General features: G+C 62.1%; 16 protein-coding genes. 9 read left to right on the forward strand and 7 right to left on the reverse strand.

Features of this window, described 5'->3' with window-relative positions; genetic code table 11:
- Nucleotides 1–17: 17 nt before the first annotated feature.
- The gene (locus G7048_RS16735) at nucleotides 18–1109 is read left to right on the forward strand and encodes an asparaginase (RefSeq protein ID WP_371747554.1); all 1092 of its coding nucleotides are present in this window, start codon (nucleotides 18–20) and stop codon (nucleotides 1107–1109) included.
- A gap of 13 nt (nucleotides 1110–1122) precedes the next feature.
- On the opposite strand, the gene pstS is transcribed toward G7048_RS16735, so the two are convergent.
- A complete protein-coding gene (gene pstS / locus G7048_RS16740) occupies nucleotides 1123–2160 on the reverse strand; it encodes a phosphate ABC transporter substrate-binding protein PstS (protein ID WP_166069228.1) in 1038 nt (345 codons plus the stop codon).
- A 446-nt stretch (nucleotides 2161–2606) separates the two neighbouring features.
- Nucleotides 2607–3185: a MarR family winged helix-turn-helix transcriptional regulator gene (locus G7048_RS16745; RefSeq protein ID WP_166069229.1), complete on the reverse strand. Its 579-nt coding sequence runs from the start codon at nucleotides 3183–3185 to the stop codon at nucleotides 2607–2609.
- A gap of 181 nt (nucleotides 3186–3366) precedes the next feature.
- On the opposite strand from G7048_RS16745, the gene G7048_RS16750 reads away from it, so the two are divergent.
- From G7048_RS16750 to G7048_RS16770, 5 genes are all read left to right on the forward strand, one after another.
- Nucleotides 3367–4326 carry a Bug family tripartite tricarboxylate transporter substrate binding protein gene (locus tag G7048_RS16750; RefSeq protein ID WP_166069230.1) on the forward strand — a complete coding sequence of 320 codons (960 nt, stop codon included), beginning with the start codon at nucleotides 3367–3369 and terminating at the stop codon, nucleotides 4324–4326.
- A 14-nt stretch (nucleotides 4327–4340) separates the two neighbouring features.
- Nucleotides 4341–5696, forward strand: coding sequence for a sulfatase (locus G7048_RS16755; protein ID WP_166069231.1), 1356 nt, complete (start codon nucleotides 4341–4343; stop codon nucleotides 5694–5696).
- A 227-nt stretch (nucleotides 5697–5923) separates the two neighbouring features.
- A complete protein-coding gene (locus G7048_RS16760) occupies nucleotides 5924–6877 on the forward strand; it encodes a class I SAM-dependent methyltransferase (RefSeq protein ID WP_166069232.1) in 954 nt (317 codons plus the stop codon).
- Nucleotides 6878–6916: 39 nt separating this feature from the next.
- Entirely contained in the window at nucleotides 6917–8272 is a 1356-nt protein-coding gene (locus tag G7048_RS16765) for an APC family permease (RefSeq protein WP_205750282.1), read from the forward strand.
- A gap of 310 nt (nucleotides 8273–8582) precedes the next feature.
- A complete protein-coding gene (locus tag G7048_RS16770) occupies nucleotides 8583–9650 on the forward strand; it encodes a porin (RefSeq protein ID WP_166069233.1) in 1068 nt (355 codons plus the stop codon).
- 269 nt (nucleotides 9651–9919) lie between these two features.
- Here G7048_RS16770 and G7048_RS16775 read toward each other — a convergent pair whose 3' ends face one another.
- Together G7048_RS16775 and G7048_RS16780 are read right to left on the reverse strand one after the other, a co-directional pair.
- Nucleotides 9920–11062 carry a cell wall metabolism sensor histidine kinase WalK gene (locus tag G7048_RS16775; protein ID WP_166069234.1) on the reverse strand — a complete coding sequence of 381 codons (1143 nt, stop codon included), beginning with the start codon at nucleotides 11060–11062 and terminating at the stop codon, nucleotides 9920–9922.
- Complete coding sequence (locus G7048_RS16780; protein WP_166069235.1) at nucleotides 11059–11769, reverse strand: response regulator; 711 nt, start codon at nucleotides 11767–11769, stop codon at nucleotides 11059–11061. The genes G7048_RS16775 and G7048_RS16780 overlap by 4 nt, the downstream gene beginning before the upstream one ends.
- Before the next feature lie 154 nt (nucleotides 11770–11923).
- On the opposite strand from G7048_RS16780, the gene G7048_RS16785 reads away from it, so the two are divergent.
- Together G7048_RS16785 and G7048_RS16790 are read left to right on the forward strand one after the other, a co-directional pair.
- On the forward strand, nucleotides 11924–12892 hold the full coding sequence (locus G7048_RS16785; protein ID WP_166069236.1) for an intradiol ring-cleavage dioxygenase: 969 nt from the start codon (nucleotides 11924–11926) through the stop codon (nucleotides 12890–12892).
- Nucleotides 12893–13159: 267 nt separating this feature from the next.
- Nucleotides 13160–14749: a hypothetical protein gene (locus tag G7048_RS16790; RefSeq protein ID WP_166069237.1), complete on the forward strand. Its 1590-nt coding sequence runs from the start codon at nucleotides 13160–13162 to the stop codon at nucleotides 14747–14749.
- A 6-nt stretch (nucleotides 14750–14755) separates the two neighbouring features.
- Here the strand turns inward: G7048_RS16790 and G7048_RS16795 are convergent, their stop codons facing one another.
- From G7048_RS16795 to tauA, 3 genes are read right to left on the reverse strand one after another with little or no spacing between them, the layout of a single operon-like run.
- Nucleotides 14756–15664, reverse strand: coding sequence for an ABC transporter permease (locus G7048_RS16795; RefSeq protein ID WP_166069238.1), 909 nt, complete (start codon nucleotides 15662–15664; stop codon nucleotides 14756–14758).
- Between the two features lie 26 nt (nucleotides 15665–15690).
- Entirely contained in the window at nucleotides 15691–16482 is a 792-nt protein-coding gene (locus G7048_RS16800; protein WP_240933011.1) for a taurine ABC transporter ATP-binding protein, read from the reverse strand.
- A gap of 16 nt (nucleotides 16483–16498) precedes the next feature.
- Complete coding sequence (gene tauA, locus G7048_RS16805; protein ID WP_166069239.1) at nucleotides 16499–17539, reverse strand: taurine ABC transporter substrate-binding protein; 1041 nt, start codon at nucleotides 17537–17539, stop codon at nucleotides 16499–16501.
- A gap of 188 nt (nucleotides 17540–17727) precedes the next feature.
- Here tauA and tauD point away from each other — a divergent pair, with 188 nt between their 5' ends.
- Complete coding sequence (gene tauD, locus G7048_RS16810) at nucleotides 17728–18594, forward strand: taurine dioxygenase (protein WP_166069240.1); 867 nt, start codon at nucleotides 17728–17730, stop codon at nucleotides 18592–18594.
- Nucleotides 18595–18666 lie beyond the last annotated feature (72 nt).

The raw sequence follows: 18666 nt of genomic DNA on the forward strand, positions 1-18666 counted from the left end.
CAAGCGGAGACTGGAAGATGACGACATTCGTGACACGTTGGCTTGGCGCGCTGGGTCTGGGTTTGGCTGCAAGCTGCGTGATGGTGGTGCCGACCGCATCGGCGCAAGCGCAGGAAAAAGACAAGGAAAAGCCCGTCGTGGTGTTCATCGCCACGGGTGGCACCATCGCGATGAAGATCGACCCGGTGACCAAGGGCGTCGTGCCCGCGATCTCGGGCGACGATCTGATGCAGAGCGTGCCCGATGCGTCCAAGTACGCGCGCATCGAGGTGAACAACTTCTCCAAGATGAGCGCCAACTACATCACCAACGACTGGTGGGCGCGCCTGACCAAGACCATCGAGCAGACGCTGGCGCGCCCCGACGTGGCGGGGGTGGTGGTGGCGCAGGGCACGGACACGATGGAGGAGACGGCTTACTGGCTCGACCTCACGGTGAATTCATCCAAGCCCGTGGTGCTGATCGGTGCGCAGCGCAATGCGTCGTCGCCCGACTTCGACGGCCCGCGCAATCTGCTCAACGCCATCCGCATCGCCGTCACGCCCGAGGCGCGCGACAAGGGCGTGATGGTGGCCATGAACAACGAGATCAACGCCGCGCGCAGCGTGACCAAGATGCATACCGCAGCGGTCGAAACCTTCCAGGGCGGCAACTATGGATGGCTGGGTGAAGTGTGGGACGACAAGGTCGTCTTCTCGCGCGCGCCGCTGCGCCGCATGCACATCGCGCTCACCACCGAGAAGTTTCCCGTCGTCCACATCTTCCCGATGTATGCGGGCGCGGACGGCAGCTTCATCCGCTATGCGGTGGACAACGGCACGCAGGGCATCGTCGTGCAGGCGGTCGGCATGGGCAACATGAACGTGTCGATGTTCGAGGCGGTGAAATATGCGTTGTCGAAGAACGTGCCGGTGGTCGTGGCCAGCCGCGTGCCGAACGGGCGCACGTATCCGCTTTACGGCTTTGATGGTGGCGGCAAGACCACGTTCGATGCGGGCGCGGTGATGTCGGGCGACCTGAGTGCGCAGAAATCCAAGATCCTTCTCACACTGATGCTGCAAAGCGGCAGCGTGGATCGCGAGGCGATTCGCAAAGCCTTCGACAACTGAGCGGAGTGCTTGTCTACAGCTTGAGTTGAATGAGCTTGCCGTCAGCGGCGCGCACGCTCATCAACTCCTTGAATGCCGAGGCCTGCACGCTTGCGGGCAGGGCGACAAAGCCGGTGTTGCGCACGATGGCATCGCCCTGCTTGAGTGCCCAGAACAGAAACTGCACGGTGGCTGTTCCCTGGGTGGCATCTTGCGGATTGGCCGCAATCAGCACATAGGTCAGCTCGGACAGCGGCCAGGCTTTGGGGCCGGGCGCGTTCAGGATGGGGTTGCGCAGATTGCTGCGCAGATCGGCTCCGCGCACGGCGGCCAGCACGCTTTCTTCCGATGGCGCAGTCCATTGCCCATCCTTGTTCTGCAAGGTCACGGCGTTGAGCTTTTTCTGCTGCACCCGATCGTAGGAGACATAGCCCACGCTTCCGGTCTGGGCGAGCAGGCTGCTCACCACCTCGTCGGTGCCGCTCATGGCCGAGACGGATCCGTTCCATGTCACGGTCTTGCCCACCAGGTTTTTCCAGCGCGGATCGACCTGGGCCAGATAGCGCGTGAACGTTTCGGTGGAGCCCGAAGAATCCTTGCGCACCACCCGCACAATCGGCAGGGCAGGCAGCTTGATGGCGGGATTCTGCTCGGCAATGCGGGCATCGTTCCAATGCGTCACATCGCCCCAGAAGATCGCAGCCAGCAGCGCGCCGTTGAGCTTGAGCGCACCGGGTGCGACGCCCGGCAGATTCACCACCGGCACCAACGCGCCGACCACCGTGGGCACCTGGGTCAGCTTGTCCTTGGCCAGCGCTTCAGTGGAAAGCGAGCTGTCGGTCGCACCAAAATCCACCTTGCGGCCCTGCGCCTTTGCGACGCCATCGCCCGAGCCTGTGGCTTGGTATTCCACCCGCGCCTTGGTCTCGGCCCCATAGGCCTGGATCCAGCTTTGATAGATCTGCGCAGGAAACGTCGCTCCCGCACCGCGAACGACGGGCTGCGCATGGGCCAGAGGCAGCGCGCAGAGCAGAGGCAAAAGGCAGCAAAGCCGACGAATGCGTTGTGTCATGGTGAGCCTGGTTGATCAATGGAGGCAGGCGTATGGCCTGTTCGACGCGCATGATCACCAGAGTCCACCGGCTGCACAAGCTGGGGCTGAACCCCATGAAACAGTGGGCTCGCCAACGTTTCACATGCCATGGGCAACGCGCAAGCCTTGCCCTGCTTGGGTTGGGTTGAAAATCGAATGAAAGGAAGTGCTTGCTTTCGATTTTTCGCAGGCACCGTTAATTTTTGCAAATCACTGGTGCCGAGTCCCGCGCTTGAGGAGATGGGAACTCCGTTGGTCCATGGATCGTTCAACAACGACTTGAGCGATGGACTGGGCGGGAGCAACGAATGCACCGGGAGTTTGAATGTCACGGGAACGACGTCTGGCCCGTCGAGTGCGCATGGAGTGCCACTGGGTGGGGCATTGACGTAGGTGCCGTTGACGCTTTGTTGGCAGGCATTGGCCTATTCCGGATGCGCTGCGCGGTTGCCGGGCAGCGGCCCACGGCTGCCGTGACGGCGTGAGGGAAATTTCTCCTCCAGACTGGATTGCGCTTGTGCTTCCAATTGCTGGACCTGCAGCAGCAGCGATTGCAACTGTTGGTCCAGCGTCTCCATGCCCGATGCGGACAGGTCACCCAGCAACTGCAGATTGATCGCGCGTATCTGCGGCCAGAGTTCGGCATGGAGTTTCGCGCCTGCCTCGGTCAAATGCACCGAGGCTTCGCGCCGGTTGGCGCTGCCTGAGGCACGTTCGACAAGACCTTTGGTCTGCAGAGAACGGATGGCGCGCGAGATGCGTGCGCGGTCCAACTCCAGTCGCTCGGCCAGCACCGAGGGCTGCAGGCCGGGCTCCTGCTCCAACCACATCAGCACACCCCATTCGCGCCGCGTGATGCCGTGGCCGCGCTCGCACAAACGGTTGATCAGCCGCCCCGAAGCCGCAGCCACCTTGGCCAAGCGATAGAGCAGCAGATCCGAAGGCTGTTGCGGATTGACAAGGGACGAAGGCGCTGAGAGGCTGGCTGGTCGGTGGTCGGGCATGCGGGAAATCACCGGGATTGGTTGATTTGAACAATTGTGCCGGGCTTGCGTACATTTCGCTCAGAAGCTTATGCGCCGAGCATTTCAGGCCACTGGCATGATGCTTGGTTCATGCCGCAGGCAAGTCCCACAAGGGATTCGCATTGCGGCCCGCCCCACAACAAGGCCCGAGGTCATCACCATGCAACGTCGCCATTTTCTTGCCAGTTCCGTGGCCACCAGCGCCGCAGCGTTTGCGGCTCCCCATGTGTTTGCGCAGGACGTGCTGCGCGTCGTGGTCGGCTACCCGCCGGGCGGCAGCAGCGATCGCGTGGCACGCATTCTGGCCGACAAGCTGGGCGCGGCGCTGAACACATCGGTCATCGTGGACAACCGCGTCGGGGCAGGGGGCCGCGTGGCGGCGCAGGGCCTGCGCAATGCACCGGCCAATCCGCCCGTGCTCATGCTGGCCAATCCTGCGGTGATGGTGGTGTCGCCGCTGGTGGTGGACGATCCGGGATACGACGCGAACAAGGACTTCGTGCCGGTCAGCGAGGTCAACAGCTATGTGTTCGGCGTGGCGGTGTCCACCGCTGTTCCGGTGCAGGAGCTGTCGCACATGCTGGCCTGGCTGCGGGCCAATCCCAAGAGCGCGAACATCGGCGTCCCGGCCACGGGCAGTCTGCCGCATTTCTTTGCGCTCATGCTGGGCAAGAAAGCGGGGGTGACGGCCGAGGCCATTGGCTACAAGGGCTCCGGTCCGCTGATCACCGATCTGATCGGTGGGCAGGTGCCGGTCGCGGTCGATACGCTTGACGTTCTGCTGCCGCAACATGAGGCGGGCAAGCTGCGCATTCTGGCGGTGTCCGGCGAGCAGCGCCATCCGGCGACTCCCAAAGTGCCGACGCTCAAGGAAGCCGGTGTGAACCTGAGCGCAGAAGGCTGGAACACGGTGTTTGCGCCCAAGTCCATGCCACCCGAGCAGGTGCAGAAATACGCCGAAGCCATCCAGAAAATCATGCGCGACCCGGACACCGTCAAGCTGTTTCGTGGCAGCAATCTTGACCCGGTCGTGAGTTCTGCCGCGCAAACGCGCGAGCGCCTTGCCGCTTATCGCAAGCAATGGGAGCCGGTGATTCGCGAATCCGGTTATCGCCCCTGATCCGATTTCGCACCATGCATACTGAAAAGCAAAAGCGCCCCAATGTCGTCTTCATCGTGGCCGATGATCTGGGCTACGCGGACCTGGGCTGCTACGGTGGGCGCGATGCGAGTTTTGGACCGGTGTCGCCCGAGTTGGATCGACTGGCGCAGCAAGGCTTGAAATTCACGCAGGGCTATTCCAATTCGCCCGTTTGCTCACCCACGCGTTTTGCGTTGATGACGGCACGTTATCAGTACCGTCTGCGCGGCGCGGCGGAAGAGCCGATTCGCACCAACACGCGCGGAAATGCGGAGCTGGGCCTGCCGCCCAGTCATCCCACCTTGCCATCGCTGCTGCGCGATGCGGGTTATCGCACGGCGTTGATGGGCAAGTGGCATCTGGGTTATCCGCCCCATTTTGGTCCGCTGAAATCGGGCTATGAGGAGTTCTTCGGCCCCATGTCCGGCGGTGTGGATTACTTTACCCACTGCGGCGCTGGAGGGCAGCACGACCTGTGGTTCGGCGAGGAAGAAAAGCGCCAGGAAGGCTATCTCACCGATCTCATCACCGATCGCTCGGTGGATTGGATCGAGCGCAAGGCAGCCGGTGCCAAAGGCGATGTGCCTTTCTTTCTGAGCGTTCACTACACCGCACCGCACTGGCCCTGGGAAACACGCGACGACGAAGCGCTCTCGCGCGAGCTGGTCGACAACAAGCAGGCGATCTACCACCTGCATGGCGGCCATGTCGATGCGTATCGGCGCATGATCCATCACATGGACGAAGGCATTGGCCGCATCGTCCGCACGCTCGAAGCGCAAGGCTTGCTGGAAGACACATTGATTGTGTTCACCAGCGACAACGGCGGCGAGCGCTTCTCCGACAACTGGCCGTTGGTCGGCGGCAAGATGGACCTCACCGAAGGCGGCATCCGCGTGCCGTGGATTGCACATTGGCCGCGAAGCATCGCGCCCGGTCAGGTGAGCGAGCAGACCTGCATGACCATGGATTGGTCTGCCACCATGCTCGATCTGGGCGGTGCGGCAGCGCATGCGGATTACCCGCTCGATGGGCAGTCGCTTGCCGGGCGGCTTGCGCAATCGACAGATTCGACAATGGCAGACCGCCCGCTGTTCTGGCGCATGAACCATCGCGGGCAACGTGCGATGCGCGAAGGCGACTGGAAGTATCTGCGTGTCGATGGCATCGACTATCTTTTCAATCTGCGCAGCGACGAGCGCGAGCGGGCCAACATGGCCGCGATCCAGCCACAGCGCCTTGCCGCCATGATCAGCGCGTGGGAAGCATGGAACGCCAGCATGCCGCCGATTCCTGTCGATGCGACCGTGAGCCTTTGCTATACGGAAAAGGACATGCCGCAGCGTTGAGCAGGCATTCGCTCACGTGCGATACACCTTGGCTATAGGTGTGTATTTTTTCATGGTTTAAGGTGGGGCAGGCGTTGGCGCATAACGCATCAGACAACAGAGACTGTCAACGCCAACCGCGCGGGCCGCGCGGTGTGCGTTGGCCCGTTCTTCACCAGGAAATCTCTGCGCGCATTGGATCGATTCGTGCAGAGGCTCCCTCGGTTGCCTGACCATGGAGAAGAACCATGTCTTCAGATACTCCCTCGCACGTGGCGCATCGCCGTCATGTTCTTCTGGCGCTGGCCAGCGTCACGTTTGGATCGCACGGTCTGGCGCAGGCCCAGCAGAGCGGATCGGCTGCTGCTTCATCACCTTACGAGCCAAGGCGTGGGCAGCCCGGCAAGGATGTGATCTGGATACCCACGCCCGATGTGCCCGTTTTGCGCATGCTGCGGCTGGCCCATGTGACGCCGCAGGACTATGTGATCGACCTGGGATCGGGTGACGGAAAAATCGTGTTGGCTGCAGCGCGCGAAGGCACGCGCGCGCATGGCGTGGAGTACAACCCGGAGATGGTCGAGCTGTCCAAACGGCGTGCGCAGGAGGCCGGTCTGCAGGAGCGTGCGACGTTCGAGAAGGCCGACATCTTCGAGATGGATTTTGCGCGCGCCACGGTCATCACCATGTATCTGCTGCCCGAGTTGAACCTGCGGCTGCGTCCCAAAATTCTGTCGCTCAAACCCGGCACGCGTGTGGTCTCGCACGACTTTCGCATGGGTGACTGGAAGCCGGAAGAGACCTCTTCCATGGGCTCTTCGTCGGTGCATCTGTGGATCGTGCCTGCGAACGTGGGCGGCAAGTGGCAACTGCGCTGGTCGGGTCAAACGCCGATCGAGTTGACGATGGACCAGACGTTCCAGCAATTCAAGGGCAAGGCGGTTTTCGACAAGATGGAGACCACGCTGCGCGAGACGCAATTGCGTGGCGATGCCGTGCAGTTTGCGTTCACCGATGCGCGGGGCGTGCTGCGGCAATTCAACGGCAAGGTGAGCGATGACCGCATTGAAGGTACGGTGGAAGGTGTTGGTGCGGGCGCGCGAGCCCAGCCGTTCACTGCGCAACGGATGGGCGAGGCCCCTGCCATCAATGGTGCGACCACCAGTCGGCTGGACGAGGTGCAGACGTTGGGCGACCAATGAAAGCGGCCGTGCGTGCCGTTGAAGACGATGGTGGTGGCAATGACGACGCGCGCTGATCAGCCGCAGCCTGCGCTGAATCTGCGGCATGCGGTGGCGATCATTGTCGGCATCGTGATCGGTGCGGGCATCTTCAAATCGCCGTCGCTGGTCGCGCAATTCAGCGGATCGGCCAGCGCGATGATGTGGGCATGGTTGCTGGGCGGTGCGATCTCCTTGCTGGGCGCACTGTGCTATGCCGAGCTTGCTGCAGCATGGCCGCATGCGGGTGGTGACTACCATTTTCTGCTGCGCGCTTATGGCAGGCGCGTGGCGTTTCTGTTTGCATGGGCGCGGTTTTCCGTCATCACCACGGGCTCGATTGCGCTGCTGGGTTTTGTGTTTGGCGACTATATGAGTGCCCTGCTGCCGCTGGGCACCGAGCACAGTTCAGCGATCTGGGGAGCGCTGGCGCTGGTGGTGCTGACCTGGTTGAATCTGCGTGGATTGCAGGCCAGCGCGTCCACGCAAAGCTGGTTGACGTTGGCCGAAGTGCTGGGTCTGGTGCTGGTGATCGTGGCAGCTCTCTGGCTGAGCAGTGGCAACGGCAGCGGCGGCGGTGATCTTCGCGTGGTCGAGTCTGTGCAGACCGCAGGCAGTGGCTCCAGCATGTGGGGCCTGGCGATGGTGTTTGTGCTGCTCACTTACGGTGGTTGGAACGAGGCGGCCTACCTCAGCGCGGAGATGCGCGGCTCGCGCAAACGCATGCTGCATGCGCTGGTCATCAGCATTGGCTTGATTACGTTGTTGTACGTGGGCGTGAACTGGGCTTACCTGAGTGGACTGGGGCTGGCAGGCATGGCGGAAAGCCAGGCCGTGGCCGCCGATCTGCTGGCGCGCGCGTTCGGCCCGGCGGGCCAATGGGTGATGGCGCTGATGGTGGCCGTGGCGGCGATCACATCGATGAACGCGACGATGATCGTCGGCGCTCGCACCAATTTCGCCGTGGGGCGTGACTGGTCGGCGCTCGCCTTTCTGGGCCGCTGGCAACAGGCGCGCGGTGTGCCGAGCGTGGCGCTGTATGCGCAGTCGATCTGCGCGTTGCTGCTCATCGTGCTGGGCGACCACATGCGCAGCGGCTTTCAGACCATGGTGGATTTCACCGCGCCCGTGTTCTGGTTGTTCTTTCTGCTTTCCACACTCGCGCTCATCGTGCTGCGTGTGCGCGAGCCGCATGCCGAGCGGCCTTTTCACGTGCCGTTCTATCCCGTTGTCCCGCTGCTGTTTGCAGGCGTTTGCGGCTACATGCTGTGGTCTTCGCTGGCCTATGTGCGAACGGGTGCGTTGGTGGGCGTGGGCGTGTTGGCGCTGGGCGCGGCTTTGCTCTGGTGGCTGGAGCGTGTGTCGCGAACACATTGAAAAGCGTGGGCTTTGCGTCACTAGCAGCACATCAAGACATATCTGTGACGGGGGGATCACATCGGCTTTGAGCACGGTTTTACCGATGCGTGGGAAACGTCATCCGTTATGGTACCGCGCTACTTTTCCCTCTGGAGATTCTTCACTGCACCTTGCGTATGAAGCGAAGTTGACGTTCCGCTTGTACGCGAATTCTTTTGAGTTTAGGTATCAGTGTTTCTACTTGAATAGTTGACAGCTAACTGACAGCCGGTCTTCCTAGACTGCGCTCGGCAGATGTCCTGCAACAATTCAATGGAGACGTTCCAGCATGAAAAAGATCACTCGCGTGGCCGCCTGCGCCGCGCTGGCGATGGGCGGTACGGCCGTATACGCCCAATCGACCGTCACCCTGTTCGGCATTGTCGACACCAACGTCGCCCATCTGCGCAGCAGTGGCAACGGTTCGGTGAACATTTTGGGTACGGACGGCAACCAGTCCAGCCGTATCGGTTTTCGCGGTGTCGAAAATCTGGGCGGCGGCTTGAAGGCAGGCTTCTGGATGGAAGCGGCGATCAACCCTGACGTCGGAACCGGCGGCAGCACCAACGCCAACAACCAACCCAGCGGCGCATCCAATTCGGGTGGCCTCACATTCGGCCGCCGCGCCACTGTCAGCCTGATGGACGACAACTGGGGTGAAGTGCGTCTGGGCCGCGACTATGTGCCTGGCTTCTGGAACCTGTCCGCGTTCAGCCCATTCGGCACCAACGGCATCGGCAGCTCGTCGTTCCTGTTCTATCCCGTGCAGAGCGCGGCGCGCATCACCAACGTGCGTGCGTCCAACTCCGTGGGCTACCACCTGCCCAAGATGGGCGGTGTCTACGGCCAGTTGATGTATGCCTTCGGCGAAAATTCCGCCAGCGGCCCGACCAAGAACGATGGCCGTGCACTGGGCATTCGCGTGGGCTACAAGTCCGGTCCGGTGGACGTGGCAGTGGCAACGACGAAGACGGAAATCTCGTCGCTGGGCGATCTGCGCCAGACCAACATCGGCGGTTCGTATGACTTCGGTGTCGCGCAGCTGATGCTGCTGTGGAACCAGAACAAGGTGGGCAGCACCTCGACCAAGAGCGCTCTGGTCGGTGCCCGCATTCCCCTCGGTCAAGGTCATGTGCGCGTGGCTTACTCGCGCGTCAACGCCAGCGGTGTGGCCAACGATGCGCAGCATCTGGCACTCGGCTATGTTTATGATTTGTCCAAGCGCACAGCCCTCTACGGCCACATCGCGCGCATCGACAACAAGGGCAACGGTGTCAACTACAACCTCGGTCAGGCTGTGAAGACGCCGGGTGGCAACAGCGACGGCGTGGAATTCGGCATCCGCCATACGTTCTAAGTCGCGCTGGGTATTTCTTTCATTTCCAAGGTATTTAATGGCCGAACATGTGCATGCATGTTCGGTCTTTTTTGTTTGTTTCTTGTTTGGTCTATTGGTTGGTCGGTCGTGTGGGGGTGACGATACAGGCCCTCATGCGTCGTTGTCGAAGCCTTGCCGTACATGAGTACTGTCTGCGGCTTCACGCCTAGCCTGAGGGCCCGTCTCGTCATTGGGGCTGGGGATTGGTAGGCCCTGCACGCTGCGAAGTCTGTAGTTCAATTCACTGCTTACTCAGGGTCGTTTCTTTTTTCGATTCCGAGCGGAAGTTGCACCGTGGCTCTTAAGCCGCCACCTTTTTTGTTGGCAATTCGTACATCGCCACCATGTTCGACCACGATGGCACGCACCGCTGCGAGGCCGAGACCCATGCCGCCGGTTTCCCGGTTGCGGGAGGCTTCGACACGGAAGAAGGGCTCGAACACGCGGGTGAGCAGTGCGTCGGGGATGCCGGGGCCTTCGTCGTCGATCTGTATGCTGCATTGACCGTCTGCTGCGGCCAGACGCACGCGGGCCGATTGACCATATTTGAGCGCGTTGTCCAGCAGGTTGGCGATGACGCGTTTGAGTGCCAGCGGGTCGGCCGTCAACGTGATCGGGCTGCCCGGTTCCACTTGCACGTCGTGGCCCATGTCGATCAGATCGTCGGCCACGCTTTCCACCAGCAGGCGCATGTCGAGGCGCTCGTGGCTGCGCTGCATGCTTTGGTCGCGGATGAATTCCATGGCGGCCGAGATCATCATGTTGATCTCTCGCATGTCGGTTTCCACGCGGCTGCGCAGTGGCTCGTCGAGCTCTTCCAGCCGGAACGCAAGGCGCGTGAGAGGCGTGCGCAGATCATGTGCCATCGCGCCCACCATCTGCGTGCGGTCGTGCAACTGCCGACCCACGCGCTCGTGCATCTCGTTGAAGGCCTGAGCGGCATCACGCAGTTCGGCGGCTCCGGTCTCGGGAAGCTTGGCGGATGGACGTGCGGTGCCGAATTGCCGCGTCGATTCGGTCAGTCGAGCAAGCCAATGCGTCCACGAAGAGGCCAGCAACCAGCCCAGCGGAAGCAGGGCGGTGAGGCCGATCAGCGCGACCCACATCAGACGCGATGCGGGCACGCGGGCGGATGGAGGAGGGCGGTCGTCCCTGCGATCTCCGGGACCTGGACCAGAGCGAGGTTCGGGGCCGGGGCCGCTCATGTAGGGCGCATTCGGTGGCCGCCGGTTGTCCGATTCGTCCGACATCATCATGTCGCGCGGGCCGGGCGGACGATGGTCATTGGGCATGAGCAGCAGCGCGGACAAGCCCGTGGTCAGCAGCACGGCAACGGCCAGCAGGGCGAGGATGCGGGCGCGCAGGCCCCAGCGGGACAACGCGGGCATCATCGCAGCGACACCTCGGGCACCAGCACATAGCCTTCGTTGCGCACGGTGCGGATCAGCGTGTCGTCGGTGCGGGTGTTGAGCTTGCGGCGCAGACGGCTGATCTGGCTGTCGATGGCGCGATCGAACACCGCCACATCGGTGTCGTCACCGCGCACCATGTCGAGCAGCGTGTCGCGGCTCAGCACCTTGCCGGGATTCTCGACCAGCGTCTGCAGCAGCGCGAATTCGCCATCGGACAGATGGATCGCGATGCCGTCCGCATCACGCAGACTGTGGCGACCCAGATCGAGCACCCAGCCGCCGAACTCATAACGCATGTGGCGCTGCGCACCGCCGCGTCTGCGCCGCAGCACGGCGCGCACGCGCGCCAGCAGTTCGCGTGGATTGCAGGGCTTGGCGAGGTAGTCGTCCGCGCCGACCTCAAGCCCGACGATGCGGTCGGTGTCGGCACCCAGCGCGCTCAGCATCACCACGGCTGGGGCATCGGGCGCATCGGTGAGCGACTGCGCGGCAGACAGGCCGTCTTCGCCGGGCATCATCACGTCGAGAATGATCAGGTCGAAGGCGTCGCGCGCCAGTTGCGCGCGCATGTCGGCTACGTCCACGGCGCTGGCAACCTGGTAGCCGTGGTGGGAGAGAAAGCCCGTGATCAGGCTGCGCAGTTCGGAGTCATCGTCGACGACGAGGATGCGGGAATGAAGGTCCATGATGAGATAGGCGTAGGACGCTCGCGCAGTATAGCCACGCCGGTTTTGCGCTTTTTGTCAGCCCTGACACACAAGGGCAAACGCCCGTGACAAGTGCTCCCTAGAGTTCATCGCCAACGACCCAGTTGAAATGGAACAGAAGGAGGACCAGACCATGCACCATGATGACGACGAACACTCACACCACGACGGTGGCCTGCAGCAGGATTTGATGGTGGACGCACTGCGCGATCCACGTCGTCGCCTGCTTCTCGGCAGCTTGCTGGCAAGCGGCACCTTCGCGCTGATCGGCGGATGCGGCGGAGGCGGAGACAGCAGTACCAGCTCCACCGATTCGAGCGGCAGCACCAGCACGGGGAGCACCACGACCGGAACCACGACCGGCAGCACGACTGCCACTACCGACACAAGCACCTCGACAACGACGAATACCAACACCAACACCAATACCACCACTTCGTCGTGCATTGCCGATCCGCAGGAAACCGAAGGTCCTTATCCGGGCGATGGCTCCAACTCAGCCAACGGCACGGTCGCCAATGTGCTGTCGAGCACTGGTGTCGTGCGCAGCGACATCCGCAGCAGCTTTGGCAGCGCCACCGGCACCGCACAAGGCGTGCCGCTCACGCTCACCATCAAGGTGGTCAACAGCAACGCCAACTGCGCGGCACTCGAAGGTTATGCGGTCTATATCTGGCATTGCACGCGTGATGGCGAGTACACGCTGTATGCCAGCGACTTGCTCAAGGAGAACTATCTGCGCGGTGTGCAGGTGACGGACAGCGCCGGTCAACTGACGTTCGAGACCATCGTCCCCGGCTGCTATTCGGGTCGCTGGCCACACATCCATTTCGAGGTCTACCCGAGTCTTGCCAAGGCCACGAGCTACAAGAACAAGATACTCACCTCGCAGATGGCGCTGCCCAAGGACATCTGCACGACGGTCTACAACAACGCCACTGGCTATACCGCCAGCGTGCGCAACTTGTCGCAGATTTCGATTGCATCCGACAACGTGTTCGGCGACAACACCACCGCCCAGATCACGCAGCAGACGCCAGTGTTGGACGGGTCCGTCGCCAAGGGCTACACGGGCACCATCGTGATTGGCGTGCCGGTTTGAGCCTGTTGCCCGAAGCCCTGGGTATGTGGTGGTGGCTGCCGTGGCGTCGATATGCCGAGTAAAGGAGTGGATGGCGGGTCGATGATCGATAGTTAATGCCCATGATTTGCGGGATGGCAATCCTTATGATCCAACTTGCGGTCATCCATGAAGTCCATGGGGAGCCCAAGAATCAGATCATGCCGGGAGACAAGCTTGCTGTTCCACCACATTGCCCCAAACCGTCAGCCCGCGTTGATGCTTGCATGTCTGTCTCTGGTGTCATTGATGTCTTTGGTTGAGCCGGTGCATGCAGCACCGGTCGTCTTTTCAACCAATACGGTGGCGGTCACGCTGGATGGCGTTCCGTTGGGAACGCAGACCACGGGCAGCGGCTTGCGCAATACCGTGGTGCAGGGCACCGATGGGCTGTATCACCTTTGGGCCATCAAGAATGGCGCTGACTCCTATGTCAGCAAGATGGTCCACGCGACCTCGTCCGACGGCATTCACTTCACGACGCAGGGACTTTTGCAGCCGCCGACCGACTATTGGAAGATTGCCTGCGGCGCGCAAGCGATGCCCGCGGCGGAACCCATTGCCACGTTCGTGCGGGTGTCCCAAGTGGGTGGGGAATGGCGCATGGCGGTGTGGCACCTGAATCAGACGGGTGGGCACAACTGGTACAGCTACAACACCAGTGTCTGGCGCATTGGCGTCGATCCCAACAACCTGAGCGTGCAGCCTCTGGGGCCGCTGCCGACGACCACCTGTGGCACCGCATCGGCTCCTGGCCGCTTTCACATCGGTGTCTTCGGCATGGATGACGGGCCATTCATCTATTTGCGGCATGTGACGCAGGCCGGTGCATTGGTGGGATCGGTGGGCGGGAATCTGGGGCGTTATGGAGTCAACACCACAGCGTCGCCCCCCACCACAACGCCTCGCCCGGCGGTGGATGCGAGCAATCCCAAACAGACATTGGAAGCCAACCTCTTCACTGGCACCGGCTATGCAGAAACCACGCCTTTGCCTGCGGGCACTGCGCACGCGTTGGTCTACAACGCGGGCCGCACCTTGAATGTGAGTGGCGTGCTGGGCACGTACTACAACTTCGCAGACTACAACACCACAGCGGCGCTGGAGAAAGACCTGTGGTATGTCGAATCGACGAATGGTGGTGCCAGTTGGACAGCTCCAGCAAGCATCTACGGCGCGCAGGGCCCCAATGTGCTGGTGAATGGCCTGCCCAATGGAGGCAACTTCAGCGCCCCCGAAGTGACATCGGGCGGACGCAGCTACTTCACCACACGCGACGCCTGCAACAACAGCGTAATGGTGACGCCCGCCAGCGCTGCGGATGACCCCAGAATGAGCATGAGCATGCAGTTCAATCCGGCCAGCATTCTGGTGGGGAAGACCACGCAGTTGACCGTCACCTTGCAGGCACCTGTCGGCTGCACACCCGCTCCGGCTCTGCCTGTCGTGTCCAACCTGGCTTATGTCCACGCGCTGCCTGCCAACCTGAAGTTCACAGGGACGGTGATCAGCAACAACTGCACCGGTACGCTCGCGGCGCCTGCCGATGGGACGCTGAGCTTGGCAAGCAGTTCGTTGACGGCAGGGCAAACCTGTACATCGGTGCTGGAAGTCAGCGCCACCGCTGCCGGAAACTACAGCGACCGCATTGCGACAGCGGACGTGACGAACGCGCAGAACCTGACACCTGCGCAAGACGCTACTGCAGACCTGCTGGTTTCGGCGATTCCGGTGGTGAGCGTTGCCACGCCTGTGCCTGCGACAGGTTGGACGGCACTGGCCTTGTTGGCGGGGATTCTGGCTTTTTGTGGCGTCGGCTTGAATCGCTCGCGTGGCTGAGACGCATCAGCGTCCATGCCACGGCAGCAGCCACTGTTCGATCTTGCGCAGCAAAGCATCCAACGTGAGCGCAATCGCGCCGATCACGAAAATGCCCATCACCACGATATCGGTGCGCAGAAAGTTGGAAGCGTTGAGCACCATCTGTCCGAGGCCTTGCGTGGCGGCCACCATTTCGGCGGCGACGAGCGTGGTCCAGGCAAAGCCCATGGCGATGCGCAGGCCGACCAGAATGTCGGGCAAGGCAGCAGGCACGATCACATGAAACAGCATCTGCCAGCGCGTTGCACCGAGTGATCGCAAGGCATTGATCTGCTCGGCGGTGGCGTTGCGCGTGCCTGCGCGAGCGGCCAGCGCAATCGGTGCGAAACACGCCAGATAGATCAGCAGCCATTTGGAGGCCTCGTCAATGCCCAGCCAGATAACGATGAGCGGAAGATAGGCAAGCGGCGGCAATGGGCGGTAGAACTCCAGCAGCGGATCGAGCACCACCTGCGCCCAGCGGTTGACGCCCATCGCAATGCCTACCGGCACTGCGGTGATCACCGCGAGCACGAACGCACCGAACACGCGCAGGCTGCTCCATTGCGCATGCACCCAGAGTGCATCGCCGCCCTGAATGTCGCCGCGCCATGCCTGGCCGAAAGCCTTGAGCACGGCTTCGGGCGGCGGCAGGAACAAGGGCGGAACCCAACGCAGCTCCGTGGCCAGCCACCAGAGGGCGAGCCACGCTGCCACGCACAGAACGCTCCACCAGCGCTTGGGGCTGGTGCGCAGCGACCGGTAGGGAGCGACTGCCGGGATGTCGCTCGATGATTCGGCCGCTTTCACGGAAGTGCCCCTTTCGGACTCGGTTTCACTGTCGCAGTCACATGACGTTGTGCGGGCAAGCAGGGAGAGTGCGGTGACGGACATGTCTGTTCTCTTCTTGTTTTCATGCGTCAGGCAATGGCTGCCGAAGCGCCGGAAATCGCCTGCATGAGCCGCTCGCGCATGGCGATGAATTCAGGGTGGGACTTGACTTCGCGCGCAGGGGTTCCCGCGAGATAGCGGCGACCAAAGTCCACATCCAGACTGTCGGTGATGCGGCCGGGGCGAGGGCTCATCACGATGATGCGCGTGGCGAGGAACAGTGCTTCTTCCACATCGTGCGTGATGAGGAACACCGTGCGACGCGTTGCGCGTTGTTCTTCGGCCCAGAGCTTGAGAATCAGCTCCTGCAGCGACTCGCGCGTGAACACGTCGAGCGCGCCCATGGGCTCGTCCATGAGCAGCAGATTGGCATCGTTTGCCAGCGCACGCGCGATGCCCACGCGCTGCTGCATTCCGCCGGAGAGCTGCCACGGATAGGCTTTGGCGCGATCCGCCAAGCCCACGTGCAGCAACTGTTCATGGGCAGTGCGCAGGCGCTCGATGCGCGGAATGCCCCGCAAGCGCAGACCGAGCGCAACGTTGTCGATCACGTTGAGCCAAGGCAGCAGCGCATGTTTTTGAAACACCACGCCGCGCTCGGCACCTGCGTCGACCACCGGTTTTCCATCCCAATGGATGTTGCCCGTCGATGGTGCGGTGAAACCCGCAATGCAGTTGAGCAAGGTGGTTTTGCCGCAGCCGGATGCACCGACCGCGACGACGAACTCGCCGCGTGCCATGTCGAGGTTCACATCGTGCAGCGCCAATGACTGCACGTTGCCCGCAGGCGAACCTTCGTAGCGCACGGACAATCCGCGCACTGCAAGTCCTGCCCCGTCACTGCGCGGCACGGCGCACCCAGGTATCGTTCACGCCGACCGAGTAGTCGGGCAGCACTTGCTGCACCGAGCCTTGTGCTTGCAGAAACTGGGCCGTGGCCTGCAGCGATTGCGCGACGACCGAAGTCTTGCCGCCGCCCAGCCACTGCGCACTGGCCTGATCGGCGGGCGAGACAAAGGCGTAGAGTTTGAGGCTGTCGGGCACGCTGGCGGGCTCGGCACCAGACCACTTGGCGATGGCTTTGACTTCGGCGGAATCTGCGGTCCAGGCGTTTGGATTGGCGCTGTAGCGCTTGTCGGTTTCGCCCAGCACCTTCACGAATTGCTGGAGGAATGCGTCGTTGTTCTTGGCGAAATCATTGCGAACGGCCAGCGCATCGAATGTGGCTTTGCCGGTCTGTGCGGCGATCTGGCCTGACGTCGTGAGCACTTCGCCGTTCTGCTTGATCTTGGCGAGCACCGGGTCCCAGACGAAGGCTGCATCGATGTCACCGCGCTCCCATGCGGCAAGGATTTCTGGTGGGCGCAGGTTGAGAATCTTCACATCCTTGGGGTTCACGCCCGCAGCCTGCAAGGCCACCAGTGCGTGGAAATGGCTGGTGGATACGTAGGGAATGCCGATCTTCTTGCCCTTCAGATCCGCGAGCGATTTCACATCGCTGCCCTTGCGTGTGACCAGCGCTTCGGCGTTGTTGATGTTGTCGGCCACCCAGAAGATCTGGATCGGCACACCTTGCGAAAGCGCGGCAGCGAATGGCGACGAGCCAGCCTCTCCGATCTGGATGGCACCGCTGGCGAGCGCGCGGGTGATCTCTGCGCCGCTGCCCAGTTTGCGGTAGGTGATCTTGTAGCCCGTGGCCTTTTCCACGGCCTGCGTTTCCTGCGCATAGCGCCACGGCAGCACCATGTCCTGATAACCGATGACCACTTCTTTTGCTCCGGCTGCCTGCACCGGCAGGCTTGTGGCAGCGCCCAGCGCCGATGCAAGAACCAGTGCGGCGGAAATGTGGCGACGTGTGCGGTTGATGGATGTGGTCATGTGGTTCCCCCGGTTGGATGTGTCGTTGAATGAATGGCTGGATGTTTGCGAGTCTAGAAAGAACACGCTGTTTCGCATGCGCGCAATTCGCATGTGCACATGCGAAAAACAAGCAACGGCGGGACGCATCGCGCAGCACACTCGCTGCAATCCCAAGACACCCACAGAACAACAACGTTCAGCGCAACATGGAAATCCAGATCCTCGGCCCCGCGTTGGGAGCCCTCATTCACGGCATCGACCTGACCCGCGAAATCACGAACGCTCAGCGCGACGAGCTGCATGCAGCGCTGCTCAGGCACCAGGTGCTGTTCTTCGAGAACCAGCCGATCACACCGCAGCAGCAACGTGCATTGGCCGCGCGGTTTGGCGCGCTGCATATCCATCCGGTCTACCGCCATGTGCCCGAGGTGCCGGAGATCATCGTGCTCGATACCGACGACGACAACCCGCCCGACAACGACAACTGGCACACCGACATCACCTTCACCGAAGCGCCCGCGCAAGCCGCCATTCTTTCAGCGCAGCATTTGCCGCCAACGGGCGGAGACACGCTCTGGGCCAGCAACAGTGCGGCTTTCGAGGCGTTGTCGGTTCCTTATCGGCGTCTGCTGGGAGGCTTGCACGCGGAGCACGATTTTCTGAAATCCTTCCCTGCCTGGCGCTTTGCACGCACGCCCGAAGAACGCGTGCGCTGGGAAGCCGCGCGCGACAAGCACAAGCCCGTGCTGCATCCCGTCATCCGCACCCATCCTGAAACGGAACAGCAGGCGCTCTTCGTGAACGAGGGCTTCACCACGCGCATCGTCGAACTGGGCGCGAGTGAAAGCGATGCCGTGCTGCGCCAACTGTTTGCGCATGTGGCCAAGCCGGAGTTCGTGGTGCGCTGGCGTTGGAAGCGGCACGACCTTGCGTTCTGGGACAACCGCATCACGCAGCACTATGCCTGCGCCAACTATCTGCCGCACCGCCGCGTGATGCACAGGGCGACCGTGTTGGGCGAAAAGCCGTTCTATCGCCCAAGTCCGGTGAGCACTGCAAACACGACGTCATGAACGAGAAGCCAAGGGTATGAACGGATGAAACGAGTGGCTCGTCGGCTGCTGCTTTGGCCCCTGCACTGATAG

Source organism: Diaphorobacter sp. HDW4B, assembly GCF_011305535.1.
Taxonomy (GTDB): domain Bacteria; phylum Pseudomonadota; class Gammaproteobacteria; order Burkholderiales; family Burkholderiaceae_C; genus Diaphorobacter_A.